Source organism: Pedobacter foliorum (assembly GCF_013266735.1).
Lineage (GTDB): Bacteria > Bacteroidota > Bacteroidia > Sphingobacteriales > Sphingobacteriaceae > Pedobacter > Pedobacter foliorum.
Genome location: NZ_JABSNU010000014.1, coordinates 69,707 through 84,582 on the forward strand (window position 1 = coordinate 69,707; position 14,876 = coordinate 84,582).

Sequence of the window (14,876 nt, forward strand, 5' to 3'; positions counted from 1 at the left end):
ATATGCGTATCAATCATTTGTTTTCAACACTATGTATAAGCGGTATAACCTTGTTAACAGGGTTGGCGTTACATACAAATGCACAAGTAAATACCAATCAAAATCCATATAAAGAATTGCCCTTAGGGGCAATTAAACCACAGGGGTGGTTAAGAGAGATGCTAGTCCGTCAGAAGAATGGCGCAACAGGCAATCTGGATAAGCTTTATCCAATTGTAATGAACGAGAGAAACGGATGGCTTGGTGGTGATGGAGATCAGTGGGAGCGAGGCCCGTATTGGATTGATGGTCTTTTGCCTCTTGCTTATCTTTTGGATGATAAAGCGCTTATTGCTAAAACAAAGCCTTGGGTAGAGTGGGCAATTAAAAGTCAGCAGCCTGATGGATATTTTGGCCCTACCAAGGACTATAGTTATGAGCGTGGTATGCAGCGCGACAATAGTCGTGATTGGTGGCCAAAAATGGTAATGCTAAAAGTGCTTAAACAATATTACTCTGCCACTGGCGATAAAAGAGTGATCACAATGATGACTAATTATTTTAAGTATCAATTAAAGGAATTGCCATCAAAGCCATTAGATCATTGGTCGTTTTGGGCCCGTTACCGTGGAGGTGACAACCTTCAGGTAGTATATTGGCTGTATGATATTACCGGTGATAAGTTTCTGCTTGACCTTGGAGAGTTAATTCATAAACAGACTTTCGATTATACCAATGCCTTTTTAAATACAGATATGTTATCCACATTAGGGAGTATCCATTGTGTTAATCTGGCTCAGGGGATGAAAGCGCCAATTATCTATTATCAGCATCATCGCGAGAATAAGTATCTGGAAGCTACTGATAAAGGTTTTAGTGATTTACGTAAGCAAAATGGGGTTGCCCATGGTTTGTATGGTGGCGACGAGGCTTTGCATGGAAACAATCCGACACAAGGATCGGAACTTTGCAGTGCGGTAGAAATGATGTTTTCTCTGGAAAGTATGTTAGAAATTACCGGTAAGCTTAATTATGCTGATCAACTTGAAAAGATCGCGTTTAATGCTTTGCCGGCACAGGTTTCGGATGACTTTATGGATCGTCAGTACTATCAACAGGCAAATCAGGTAATGGCAACCAGACATACACGTAATTTTGATCAGGAGCATTCTGGTACAGATGTGTGCTATGGTTTATTGTCCGGTTATCCATGCTGTACTTCAAATATGCATCAGGGATGGCCTAAGTTTGCTCAAAACCTTTGGTATCAGACAGCAGATAAAGGTGTTGCTGCTTTAGTATATTCTCCAAGTGAGGTGAAAACTACGGTTGCAAACGGAGTTGAAGTTAACTTTAAAGAGGAAACAAACTATCCTTTCGAAGAAAGTATCAAGTTTACTCTTAGCACCTCTAAAAAAGTAAAAACGGTTTCTTTTCCTTTTCACCTTCGTATACCTGAATGGTGTAAGAAAGGGTCTGTAAAAGTTAACGGACAGATTTTTAAAGAAGCAAACGGTAACCAGATCGTTAAAATAGAACGTGAATGGAAGTCGGGTGATGTAGTTGAACTGGAATTACCAATGCACATCTTTAAAAACAGATGGTACGAAAATTCGGTATCTGTAGAGCGTGGCCCAATTACCTATGCTTTAAAAATGAAGGAAGAGGTAACCAGGGTTAAGAATGAGAAAGATCCAATAGAGTATGGGAATTATTATGATGAAATCAGATCATCTTCTCCATGGAATTACGGATTAATTGAAACTCCTGATAACAAGCTTGAAGAGCAATATAAAGTGGAGAAAACAGGAGCTGTTTCTAACTATCCATGGAACCTTCAAAATTCGCCAATTTCTATTAAAACAAAGGGCAGAAGAATTCCTTCATGGCAGTTGTATAATGAAATGACGGGGCCACTTCCTTTCAGTTTTGTTTATGGCTTGGAAACATCGGCAGAAGAAGAAATTACGCTGGTTCCTTATGGTTGTACTAGTTTGCGTATTTCTCAGTTTCCATTACTTCAGAGAAAGTAACGTGACATTCAATACATTGTTAAACTGTGTTAAAGTCACCGTTAAACAATGTTAAAAAGCATTTTCTGGTTGTTCAATAATTTATCTTCGGCAGTATAACGATCTTAAATCAATATCTGCTCTTATGAAAGGAACAATTAGAAAATGTTTTTTTTTAATCATTTCAGCCCTGTTGTTTATCTCTGATGTCTATTCTCAAAATGAAGAGAAAACTGCAGTAGATACTATTAGTAACCTTGTAGAACAACAGTTAAATACAGTTAGTATCACCGCGAAAAAGCCACTTATCCAAAGAAAAGGGAATAAAGTGATCTTAAATGTTGCCAATAGCATATTGGCCGCCGGAAATTCTGCCTTCGATATACTATCAAAAGCTCCTGGAGTAACTGTAGATAATGAAGGGAATATTAGTTTGAAAGGTAGAAGAGGGGTAAGTATTTTGCTAAATGGTAAACTCACTTACTTATCAACTGAACAGTTAACCGCACTATTACGTTCTACCCCTGGTAACTCAATTGAAAGTATTGAAATGATGAGTAATCCTTCGGCTAAATACGATGCATCCGGAAGTGCCGGTGTTATTAACATCAAGCTAAAAAAGAATCAAAGCGATGGCACTAATGGCACCATCACTGCGGGTAGTGGCTACGGTAAATATTATAAGTACAATGGCGGCTTAATGCTTAATCATAGCGTAAACAAAGTAAAACTTTTTGGAGATTATAATTATTCAGAAAATAAAGACTTTCAGGATCTCAATGTAAATCGAAGTAATACCTCGGGAGGGGAGCAAACCTACTTTAATCAAAAGGGTCGGGAAGTTTATCTTCATAAAGATAATAGCTATAGAGTGGGAATCGACTATTATTTAGATGATAAAAGTGTATTGGGTTTCTCAATGAATGGATCGTTTAAAAACGTTAATGTAAACAGTGAAAATAGAACGTTGATGGGTAATAAGCCTTTAGCTTACGATTCATCGGTGGTGGCTATTAATCCTGGTTCTAGTAAATACACTGATCAAACATATAATCTTAATTATAAGATCACAATAGATACTTTAGGACAGGAATTTAATGCAGATGTTGACTACGCACATTTTTATAGTAACAATAAAACAGTCTATAATAATTATTTCTACAATGCATTTGAAAATCCACTTAGAGCACCGTTAATTTATAGAAATGCTACACCCTCAAATGTTAATATTCTTGTAGGAAAAGTAGACTATACGCTTCCTTTGGCCTCTAAAATGAAATTGGAAGCAGGTGCTAAAAATAGCTATGTACGAACGGATAATGATTTTAAATTTGAAAATCTACAGAATAATACCTGGAATAATGACACCTTAAGGAGTAACAGATTCATCTATAAAGAGAAGGTTAGTGCTGCTTATGTCAATTTGCATAAGGAATATAAATCGACTACAATTCAGGTTGGGTTAAGAGCAGAGTTCACACACTCGGAGGGTAACTCTTTAACGGAAAAGTTGATGGTGAAGAGGAACTATCTGGACTTATTTTCTAGCGTTTTTATTAACCACACAATCACGCCAAATCATGAAATAGGTGTTTCGTACAGTAGGAGGATAGATAGGCCAGACTACCAATCGTTAAATCCATTCCTGTTCTTTTCTGATCTGTATACTTATAATCAGGGGAATCCATTCTTAAATCCACAGTATACTAATGCATTTGAGTTTTCTTATGGTTATAAAAAGATCTTAAATGCAACACTTGGTTACAGTAGAACGCGTGATGTGATTACCACAACATTACTTACCGATAGTGTAAAGAAAACGCTGCTTATAAAAGATCAAAATATGGCCAATGAAGAAACTGTAAATCTAAATGTTAGTGTGCCATTAGCGATCAGCAAATGGTGGAGTACAAATAATGAGATTACTTTGTATCATACCAATTATACTACGCCCGAATTAATGGGGGCACCTTTTAAAAGTAATAAGCTTACGTGGTTGGTAAACACTACACAAACTTTTCAATTGAACCAAACGCTTAGTGCTGAGCTTACTGCAAGCTATCAATCGGCTCAGATTTATGGAACCTATAAAGTGAAGCCAATATATGGTATTGATATGGGGTTAAGCAAATCCTTTTTCGATAATAAAATGAACCTTAAACTTGCTGCTACAGACGTTTTTAATCAGCGTAAGGCTAATATTAGCAGTGCAATTAAGCAACAAGATTATAAGCTCTATCAAAAGCCTGAAACAAGGGTGTTCAGATTAACTTTTACCTATAGTTTTGGAAGTAAACTGATTAAGGCTGTAAGAGAGCGAGCTAATGGTTCATCTGTTGAACAAAATAGAGTGAAGTCAAATTAATTAAGCGAAATATTTGTGAAGCAATTTCTCTAATTCCTGAGGGAAAAGAGGTTTCTTTAAAAGCTTAATTACATGTGGATTGGCCTCCGCCTTTTTTATATCCCCAAAATCTAAGGTTGATGACAGTATTGCTATCAAGCATTTATCGGTTACTGAAGCAGGGAATTTCTTGTAAATCTCCAAAAACTCAAATCCGTCCATTTCGGGCATTTGTATATCTAACAGGATGAAGTCGGGTAGGTTTGCCACATCATCAACATGTTTGCTTAGATAGGATAAGGCCTCTTCACCTGATTGACATAAAATAGTTTCATCAAATAGTTTAGAGATCGAAATGATTTTTGAGTTTATTTTTAGATCCACCTCATTGTCATCCACCAGCATTACTTTTTTGTACTTACTTAACATTAGGGATTGTAATTTTAAAAGTTGTTCCATCCGTAGTATTTGAACTTACAGATATCTTTCCATTGATCTTATTTAGTGCTTCTTTAACAATAAATAAGCCTAGGCCACTACCATGATTAATTTTGCTTTTAAAGAACTGTGTGAAAATCTTTTCAAGGTGCTCATTTAAAATACCCATTCCATTATCGGCAATAGTGATTTCTACAACGGTAGGGGTTACATTAACATTGATGTCAACCTTTTTATTCTTTTCGTCTTCTTTTTGATATTTGATGGCATTGGATATCAAATTGCCCAATATCACTTCTATTCTGAAAACATCACCATAAAAAGGAACCTCCTGTTTAATCTCAACATGAAAGTGAGTGTCTCTATCGCTATAAGAATAAAGTTCAATCAGTTCATTTATTAGTTTTGAAAAATCTACTGAGGTATGCTTGGCAACCGTTTTATTATTTTTATAATATTGTAGTGTCTTTTGGATGTAGTAATCCAGCTTATTTGAGCAGGTTTCAATTAAACCCCAGTATTCGCCACTAGAATTAAAAAGTCCTTCCATTTTTACCAAATTTACAATACCCATAGCCGAAACAAGGGGAGCCCTTAATTCATGAGAAATACTGTAAATGAATCTATTTAACTCATCATTGGTTTTTTCCAGCTCAACTATTTTATTCCTTAAGTCTATCTTAGTTTTGTAGGCATCGTATGCATTCTTTATAGAGTTATGTAACTCTAAATCATTCCACGGCTTAGTAATATATCTATAAATATCACCATGATTAATTGCGTCAGCCAATGCTTCTATGTCAGTATATCCAGTAAGTAATATCCTTATTGGGTCTGGATAGGTGTTGATAATACTCTTAAAAAATTCCACACCTGTGGTCTGCGGCATTTTTTGATCCGCAATAATCACATGAACAGGAATATTTTCCAATATCTTTAAACCCTCTGCGGCCGAGATAGCAGTATAGATCTCATATTGTCTTCTAAAGCCTGCTTTAAAAGCATGTAAATTGTTCTCTTCATCATCAATATAAAGAACCCGAACTGTTGGCGCATTCATAAATAAAGTGTTAATTTCAGTTTACAGGCAAGGTAATAATAAATTCGGTACCTTGATTCAATTTTGTTACGACATCAATATTTCCATGATGATTTTCTATAATTCTAAAAACTATAGATAAACCAAGTCCTGTTCCCTCTCCAACGTCTTTTGTAGTAAAAAAAGGCTCAAATATTTTTTGTCTTACATCCTCAGGCATACCTGTTCCACTGTCTTTTATGCTGATCTTGACGTGGTTACCCTCTTGCCAGGTTTTAATAGTAACAAACTCTTCTTCGTTTTGTTCTGGTTTAGACTTAATTGCGTAGATGGCATTGGTAATTAAGTTCATAAATACCTGATTCATCTTACCTGGCATACACTCAACAAGAGGAAGAACCTCGTAATCTTTTATGATTTTCAAGTTAGAAGGGAAGGTACTCCTGATCAAAATAAGTGTTGAATCAAGTCCTTCATTTAAATCGACAGGTTTTGTATCGTTCTCATCCAAACGGCTGAAGTTCTTTAAACTCCTGATAATTTCAGCTGTTCTTCTGGCTCCATCACCGATTCCGGATAGTAGTGACTTTATTTCACTTCTAACAAAATTAATATCGATACGTTTTTTGAAATTTTCAATTGCACCAAGCTGTTCTTCAATATTGCCATTTAGATCAAGCTTCTCGTACATGTGAATTACATCGTCTAATTCATTAATGTCGAGCTCAAGAGGTTTAATGTTTGAAGTAACAAAGTTAATTGGATTGTTTATTTCATGAGCGATACCGGCAGTAAGCTGACCAAGACCGGCCATCTTTTCTGCATCCACCAGTTGCGATTGAGCTTCTTTTAAATTTACAAGAACATCGTTTAGGTTTTGATTGGTGTTCTCTAAAGCTTCAGTACGTTCTTTTACCTTTATTTCTAATAGGACATTTTGTTCCCGTACTAATTTTTCATTCTCGATAAGGATTCTTAAAGCATCAGCCTGAGACTGTTCTTTTTCTTTTTTGAAAATGTTGATCTTATCTGCCAAAGCAAAAGATAGAAGCGTTACTTCGATAACTGAAGCGATTTGAAGAATGTAGATTGTAAAAATATTATAAGGAATAATTCTATAGTCCTTAGCAATAAACATACATATGCCTATAGTTAAAACCGTCCATGCAAGTAGATAATAACCGGCAGGCTTTATGTTTTGCTTAAAATAAACATAACCAGCAATAATAAGTGCAGTAATACAACTAAGCGCAGTAAGCAGCTGCATCAGTGCAAAAGCAATGTGAGCATAGCTAGTTAGAGATAAAAACAGACTTAGGATTGAGAATCCAAGTAGCGCCTGCAATAATTTATGACATCTTGGTACTAACTGTTGTGTATTTAAAAATGAGATAGAAAAACTTAGTCCGGAGATTAGCGCTATCAAAGAGAATAAGGTTACGGAATGTTGATGTAGCCATAGGCTATCAGGCCAAAAGTACTTGGAAGCGAAGCCTTGAACAGATATTTGAGACAGCCAAGTAAATAGAATGTAGAAAACGTAAAATACATAACTCTTATCCCTAACACTAAAAAATAGGAAGAGATTATATAAAAACATGATCAGTAAAGCTCCAGTATATAGTCCAAATATTAAGTCTCTTCTAATTAACTGGTCACTCATTTTTTGTTGAGTTTGGATTATTACCGGAGCAACAAATAACTCATTAGAAACTATGTTTATGTAAATTTCAGGATCAGCGTTGATTAATGCTTTAGGAATATGATAATAACCTACATTTCCTATTGTATTTATTGGGGCAATCAGATTGTAGTTTTTTAAGTGCTGGGTAAGTAATACTTTGTTATCCTTAACATAGTAAACCTCAACAAAGGAAAGTCTCGATTGATCAATAAATAAAATCAAGTTAGTCGCTTTTGTGAGGGTTGGAGGAATTGAAGTTTTTACCCAATAGTTTTTATTTCCAAATCCTAGGTTTAGAATGTTAGATCCATTTTGTTGGAAATCCTTATTACCAATAACCTCCTTTATACTGCGTTTAACATTATTGTTATCAAGCGTATAAAGAGTTGGTAAAGTTGAAATTTGGGATGCCTTGACACTAAAAAATGCTGTTATAAGCAGTGCCAGTACTATTAAGTTTTTAAACAAGGTCTTAAATATAAAAATCTGTTGTCAATTCAATCTTTGTACCCTTACTGGTTACAATATCAGTTTTAGTTACCCTTTCACTCCTTAAACGGAAAATCTCATTTCGTTCATCCTCAGGAGCAAGAGGTAAACCATCAATATCTTCAACCAATAAAGATGTAGCAGTAAGTTGTTCTTTAGGGTAATAAAATTTGCCATCAATACCAATCTCACGTAATATTCTAAAACCTATTTTAATAGAGTTTCTGTAAGTTGCCGGTGCGCATAAACCAAAAAGGGTTTTTAATTTTAATCTGTGAGCTAGGGCAATAAATGTACGTCCAAGATATATACTTCCGATACCAAGACCGGCAATTTCCCAAGAGTTCCATAAAGCGCAGAATTCTCCGGTACCCGCTTCAGTTCTTTCTTCTACCATTTTATAGATTCTTTCGTCCATATGACCTACTGCATCCTCTATGGGTAAAGGATTTTTGCCATTTGCAATATGAATTCTACCACCTCCCAATGCCGGCCCATCGGCAGTTTCACTCACTAATACAACATAAACATCCGGATTAAGTACCCAATCTATTTTTGCAGAAGTAATTTGAGTAATACCAAATACTTCAAGGACATGAGTATGCCCCTCAATAAATTTCATGCAGTCGGCTCTGTTATCAATTGCTCTGAAAGCTTTGAAGTATAATTTATCTATTTGTGGTTTATTCGTTTCCAAAGGATAGTGTTTTTAAAATAGGTTTTCTAATGGTACGGCGCTCAGATTTTTCAGCTTTAAACAATCTAAATAGGAATATTTCGGCAATATTATCAGTTATATTGAATAATTCCTTGAATTTTTGGTGTAATTGTAAAATATGACGATTGTTTGCTAAAGAAAGATCATTTTCCTTTTGGAAATTTTGTTTATAAAAGAATATTATTGGCACGTTTACCGGATGAACCTGATAACCAAGATCTGCTGCAGCAAGCCAAAGCTTTTCGGCAGCCATTCCACCTTTTAGGTAATTCATTGAAGAAGCTTCCGGTAAAGTTATCAGTCCGATGGAGTTTGCTGACAGGAATTGTCTTACTGACATTTTTTTGAATGCAGAACCTCCATTTATTTTATTTAAAAATGTTACCGCACGTTCATCCTTTATCAATCTTAAACCTATCTGATCATTGTTGCTCAGGTCTAAGGTGTTAATGCCGATTCCATCAGCGCTGTTTTCTATTTCTTCTTGTGTCCACCTCATTTCTTTAGAAATGAAATCCTGATGTGCTTCCGGAGTAAATATCCTTAGTAAATCTGTACTCCCCGAAATTTCGCCTAACGTTTTTTTCTGTTCATCATCAGAAAGCCATTGTAAGCTTACGCCTTCTATGGTCTCCGTTAGTTGTTGCAGATGTAGCAGGTCTTCTTGATTGACATCAGTAGGTATTCCGTTCTTTCTGTTGGTGTGTCGAGAACTAATCTGACTTGCAAGTTTTTTATTCTGCTCTGTTGCAATATGTCCGGTTTTAAACCTGAATAATGCAATATGATTAGGAAGATACTCAGGAGTAAATTTCCATTCAACATCCAGATTGTTTATTGATGCTTCAAGCAAAAGATTTTCTATTGCTGCACCTAAAGATATGTATGATGAAATGTAATCAGGATCGAGATATGCTCCTGCTACACTTTTATCCATAAACAGATGAAGCGTACTGTTTAGATAATGCCAGTTCCATGGTTGGTTGTTTCCTCCGGATGGAGCTTTATTAGCACTCTTTACTAGATTTTCTATAACATCTGCGGCTATACTTTCTCCTTCGGAACCATTGAGATTATTACTTTGAATATAAGTCTCAATTTCTGAAACACTCCATTTTGGTTCTATAATTTTATCGGACTTTTCTGTATCTTCTTTTTTATCTGCAATTAGCTCATCTATATCAATAAAGAACCTTCCCGATACTTTTAAATCTCCGAGCATTATCCTTCTTGAAATATCAGCTGTGATACCACCACCATAAGTAACTGCACTGGCAAGCTGTGGCCACGTGCTAATGGTTGTCATAATTTCTATAGCGGAGGCTTTCATTCTTGGCGATAGCGTTTCAATACCTGTTACCGGAGCAATGTAAGGTATTCTCTCATCCATAGTTTTAAGCGATTTATATACGCTCATATCCATATGCTCAACAAAGCCATGAAGTACAGGTCTTTCAGGCTCTAAATCAAAACGTTCGATATCAATAGTACACCTATCGCTACCTTCCATTAAAACAGGAATTCCTAATTCTTTGGCCTTTTTTCTTGCACTTATTTTAATGTCGAAACTATCGCATTCGTCTATCAGTAAATCCAGTTGGCCATTTTCGGATAGGAAACGATCTATGTTGGATTCTGTAATTCCATCATCAAAACAAACAACTTTTAAATAAGGATCTAATTCTGCAATCTCTCTGGCAACAATAACTGTTTTCTTTAGATCAACATTTTGGATTCCTGAACGGATGCGATTCAGATTTGTTAAATCAAGAACGTCAAAATCGGCAATTCTCAATTCGCCACAACCTCTTTCAATAGCAAGAGTTAGTGAAACTGATTGGCCAACGGAAAGTCCGATTACGCCAATTTTCTTTTGGCCAAGCAAATCTTGTTCTTCCTGGGTAATTTTATGTTTGTTTCTATTAGTTCTTACCAGAATGTATTCTTCTTCATCTAATATGTGCACTAATTTTTCAAGCCAAGGGTAATATGCCCATACTCCGTACCTAAATATATCTTGATCTTGTAAGTGTTTCTGTATAGCCTCGTTAAGTGTATTTTCGTTGTACATAACAGAGGGGCTCAATCCTTTTACCAAGTCCTTAAGCTGATTATTGATCGTGTCAAAAATCTGAATGTAAGGTTTCTCTTTAAGTAAATTGTTTAATTTAACTTCCTCTTCTGGATTGTTTATTCTGTAGAATACCGGTTTATAAGTGTCTTTGTGTTGCTGACTTCTCGAGATAGAATCTTTTATAAACTTACTTGTTTCGTTATTTAAGTGCATTTTTTTGGAAATATCAAATTATTGTTTCCTTTTGGGAGTTAAATTTAGCCCTCACTAAATTTCTACTAAAAATATGCTTTTCAGCCTTATAATGAAAGCGTATTATTTTTTTTTATTTTATTGTGAAGAATTTAATGTTGAAATAATTTTTTCACTCTAATAGTTCATTGGAATTTATAAAAGCAATATATTTATCAAAAAAAAATAAATAGGATGACTTCAGATGTAATGATTAACGTTTTGTATGTAGATGATGAGGTTCATAATCTGAACTCTTTTAAGGCGGGATTTAGGAGATTATTTAACGTTTTTACAGCTGAATCTGCTGCAGAGGGCAGAAAAGTGCTCGAAACTGAAAATATTCACGTTATTATTACGGATCAAAGAATGCCTGTAATGACAGGTATTGAATTTTTGGAATCTATAATTCCTGATTTTCCTGATCCGATAAGAATACTCTTAACAGGATACGCTGATATTAATGCTGTTATCGATGCAATAAATAAAGGACAGGTTTACAAATACATTCAAAAACCATGGATGGATGAGGATTTGAGGATCAATATTGATAAAGCCTTTGAAATATACTCTCTAAGAAAAGAAAACAGAGAACTTACTGAACAACTTTTGTTGGCCAACAAACAATTAGAGTTTTTACTAAGACAGAACCTATTGTCGTAAGTGAAAAACTAAAGTTCTTTTCTAAGACGGGCAACCGGAATATTCATCTGCTCTCTATACTTCGCAACAGTTCTGCGAGCAATGTTATATCCTCTATCTTTAAGTATTTCGGTTAGCTTTTCGTCAGCAAGAGGTTTGCGCTTATCCTCATTGCCTATGCAGTCTTCAAGTATTTTTTTAACCTCTTTGTTAGAAACCTCTTCTCCACTTTCTGTTTGGATAGCTTCGGAGAAGAACGATTTTAATAGAAAAGTGCCAAATTCTGTTTGCACATATTTTGAATTGGCAACTCTCGAAACCGTAGAAATATCCATGTCTATTTTATCGGCAATGTCTTTTAAGATCATTGGACGCATTTTGCGCTCATCGCCGGTAAGTAAATATTCATATTGATATTGCATGATTGCATTCATGGTTTTAAGCAAGGTTTGTTGCCTTTGTTTGATTGCATCGATAAACCATTTTGCTGAGTCCAGTTTTTGTTTTACAAACTGAACTGCTTCTTTCATTTTTTTGTCTTTTTGAGATGCCTTATCATAGTGATCAAACATATCAATGTAAGAACGGCTTACTCTTAATTCTGGTGCATTTTTTGAATTAAGCGTAAGTATCAATACCCCATCATTGTTTGAAACATGAAAATCAGGTATGACTTGTAATTGTTTAGTTGTTATCTGATTAGAATCTCCCGGTTTAGGGTTAAGCCTTAATATTTCCGCAATTATTTCTTTAAGATCCTCACTACTTAAACCTAGAGATTTTTCTAGTTTATCGTAATGCTTTTTTGTAAACTCATCAAGATAATTCTCAACAATTTCTATGGCTTTTAGGATGATTGGATTATTAGGATCTTTACGCTTTAACTGAAGTGTTAAACATTCTTGCAAATCGCGAGCAGCAATACCAGGAGGGTCAAATGCCTGAATAACTTTAAGCATTTCCAGAACATCTTCTTCTTCAACCATTACATTTTGTGAAAATGCAAGATCATCAATCATTGAGGTAATGGGGCGTCGCAAATAACCGTCATCATCGAGACTTCCTATAATTTGTTTACCAATAATAAAATCCTGATCAGATAGGGGAACAAGATCTAATTGTTCTTGTAGGCTTTCAAAAAAGGTACTTTCAATGGCAATAGGGGTTTCTTTTTTCTCATCATCGTCATCATTGTTGTTGTACGAAGTGCTATAATCATTTACATTATCATCCTGTAGATAATCATCTACATTAAATTCATCAACACTTTCTTCTTTTGGTCCGCCATCAAAATCGTCTGGCGCATCGTTTAAATCATCATATTCACTTTTAGGCTCTTCTGCAATCATCAAGCTTGGGTCTTCCAGAGCCGGATTTTCTTCCAGTTCTTCCTTAATCCTAGTATCTAAAGCAACAGTGGGAACCTGCAGCAATTTTATAAATTGAATTTGCTGAGGTGATAATTTTTGAAGGAGTTTTTGTTGTAAATGTTGTTTAAGCATAGAGTAAGTGGATAGGTAATTTTATATACCTGTTTCAAAAATACGCATTTCGTTCATATTATAGCAATTGCCACAATTTTATTATAGAAAATAGCTGATAAACAGCGCGAAATGTATTGGTCGTTTTTAGCGAAATATTTCTTCTGCTTTACAAGAATTGATTTTTGAGAATTATAACTTCAAATGGATGCTATATGGAATCTGAAGAATATCGGATTGAATTATGCATTTAAAAGGAGTTTTGTAGGACTTTTAGTCCTATAAGAGTCCTACGAAAGTCCTACGAAAGTCCTACAACAGTCCTACGAAGGGCGGAGATGTTATAGGGAACGAGCGCGTTTGAAATGAGTCCAGGTCAGTCTTATGTGAACATTAATTTAAGAAAGTTTATAAGCTGTTACATGTTTATGCTCTGCTATTACAATAAAAGAGCGGACACCCCCGAGGTGTGGTATGAGCCCTAGTTTAGTGTTCAAAAAATGATAATAGGCGGCAGAGCCTGTTGTAACAACTTTGAGGTGGAAATCAAAATCTCCGGCAGTATGGTAACATTCCATTACCTCATCGAAATTGGAGACTGCCCTATGAAAATTATTTAATGCCTCTGCAGAATGATCATTTAGCCGTACGTGGGTATAAACAACCAATACCTGTTGCAACTTTTTTGAATCGAGTAACACTATCGACGATTTTATAATGCCTCTACTTCTTAAAGACTTTATTCTTTCGTGCGTTGTTGATTCCGATCTGTATACTTTATTAGCAATTTGCTTTACTGGCATCTCTGCATTTTCTTGCAAAAGCTTTAAAATCTCAATATCTATTGAGTCTAATTCTGGTAATTTAAACATAATTCACTTTTAACAATTTAATTGTTTTAGCTCCCCTCCCAGAATTAGGTACTACAAATATATAATAATATTCGATAAATGGTATAAATGTGAAAATTACTAATGTAATAGTGTGAATGGTGTTAGCGTGCAAATAAGATTTTGCGTATTGGTGTTTAATGGATGCTTAGGCAAATTAAAAATGGGGAAGCATATCCCTCGTCGTGATATTTACTGAAGTTAAAGGGTGTGGTTGATAGGTGATTCTATAAATAACAACTTTGTGCCAAGTTCAAGCGGACTCATGGTTAATGTCTGTCATAGGGATTCCGATAACAGGTTAAATTTAGGTTAAAAGTGGTTATGTCTGGATGGGCGGCCACTTTTTTTTAATTTCTCTAAACACAATTCTTTGATATGAATGTTTAATTTTCTAATTTTAGTTAAAACATAACTAAACTATTATGGGATTTGTAAAAGAATTTAAAGAGTTCGCTATCAAAGGCAGCGTAATGGATCTTGCTGTCGGTGTAATTATCGGTGGTGCTTTTGGAAAGATCATTGACAGTGTTGTTAAAGATTTAATTATGCCTTTAATATCTGCTGTGATTGGATCAGTTGATTTTAGCAACATGTATGTGGTGTTAAAAGGCGAAGTCACGGCTAATCTGGCATTAGAAGATGCTAGGAAAGTACCTCATGCAGTTATTTTTGCCTATGGTAATTTTATAACAGTTGCCATCAATTTCTTTCTACTTGCTTTAGCTGTTTTCATGCTTGTAAAGGGTATTAATGCTATGAAGCGTAAACAAGAAGAAGCTGTTGCGGCACCTGCCGGACCTTCAAATGAAGAGGTTCTACTTAGTGAAATTAGAGATTTACTTAAAAAGTAAA

General features: G+C 35.1%; 11 protein-coding genes. 4 read left to right on the forward strand and 7 right to left on the reverse strand.

Features of this window, described 5'->3' with window-relative positions:
• The first annotated feature begins 2 nt into the window (after positions 1-2).
• Positions 3-2,012, forward strand: a complete 2,010-nt coding sequence (locus tag HQN83_RS21205; protein ID WP_173093124.1) for a beta-L-arabinofuranosidase domain-containing protein — start codon at positions 3-5, stop codon at positions 2,010-2,012.
• A gap of 124 nt (positions 2,013-2,136) precedes the next feature.
• Complete coding sequence (locus HQN83_RS21210; RefSeq protein WP_173093126.1) at positions 2,137-4,356, forward strand: outer membrane beta-barrel family protein; 2,220 nt, start codon at positions 2,137-2,139, stop codon at positions 4,354-4,356.
• On the opposite strand, the gene HQN83_RS21215 is transcribed toward HQN83_RS21210, so the two are convergent.
• Genes HQN83_RS21215 through HQN83_RS21235 form a run of 5 tightly spaced genes read right to left on the reverse strand, consistent with a single transcriptional unit; the run spans position 4,357 to position 10,990 of the window.
• A complete protein-coding gene (locus HQN83_RS21215) occupies positions 4,357-4,764 on the reverse strand; it encodes a response regulator (protein ID WP_173093129.1) in 408 nt (135 codons plus the stop codon).
• Positions 4,754-5,833: a hybrid sensor histidine kinase/response regulator gene (locus HQN83_RS21220; protein ID WP_173093131.1), complete on the reverse strand. Its 1,080-nt coding sequence runs from the start codon at positions 5,831-5,833 to the stop codon at positions 4,754-4,756. The genes HQN83_RS21215 and HQN83_RS21220 overlap by 11 nt, the downstream gene beginning before the upstream one ends.
• Positions 5,834-5,849: 16 nt before the next feature.
• Positions 5,850-7,964 (reverse strand): sensor histidine kinase, encoded by a 2,115-nt coding sequence (locus tag HQN83_RS25410; protein ID WP_173093133.1) that lies wholly within the window; start codon positions 7,962-7,964, stop codon positions 5,850-5,852.
• 4 nt (positions 7,965-7,968) lie between these two features.
• A complete protein-coding gene (locus HQN83_RS21230) occupies positions 7,969-8,682 on the reverse strand; it encodes a hypothetical protein (RefSeq protein ID WP_173093135.1) in 714 nt (237 codons plus the stop codon).
• Positions 8,669-10,990, reverse strand: a complete 2,322-nt coding sequence (locus HQN83_RS21235; RefSeq protein WP_173093137.1) for an Rv1355c family protein — start codon at positions 10,988-10,990, stop codon at positions 8,669-8,671. The genes HQN83_RS21230 and HQN83_RS21235 overlap by 14 nt, the downstream gene beginning before the upstream one ends.
• 213 nt (positions 10,991-11,203) lie before the next feature.
• Here HQN83_RS21235 and HQN83_RS21240 point away from each other — a divergent pair, with 213 nt between their 5' ends.
• Entirely contained in the window at positions 11,204-11,671 is a 468-nt protein-coding gene (locus tag HQN83_RS21240; protein ID WP_173093139.1) for a response regulator, read from the forward strand.
• A gap of 8 nt (positions 11,672-11,679) precedes the next feature.
• On the opposite strand, the gene rpoN is transcribed toward HQN83_RS21240, so the two are convergent.
• Positions 11,680-13,152 (reverse strand): RNA polymerase factor sigma-54, encoded by a 1,473-nt coding sequence (gene rpoN / locus HQN83_RS21245; RefSeq protein ID WP_173093141.1) that lies wholly within the window; start codon positions 13,150-13,152, stop codon positions 11,680-11,682.
• 377 nt (positions 13,153-13,529) lie between these two features.
• Positions 13,530-14,003 (reverse strand): Lrp/AsnC family transcriptional regulator, encoded by a 474-nt coding sequence (locus HQN83_RS21250; protein WP_173093143.1) that lies wholly within the window; start codon positions 14,001-14,003, stop codon positions 13,530-13,532.
• Between the two features lie 443 nt (positions 14,004-14,446).
• On the opposite strand from HQN83_RS21250, the gene mscL reads away from it, so the two are divergent.
• A complete protein-coding gene (gene mscL / locus HQN83_RS21255; RefSeq protein ID WP_173093145.1) occupies positions 14,447-14,875 on the forward strand; it encodes a large conductance mechanosensitive channel protein MscL in 429 nt (142 codons plus the stop codon).
• Position 14,876: the final 1 nt, after the last annotated feature.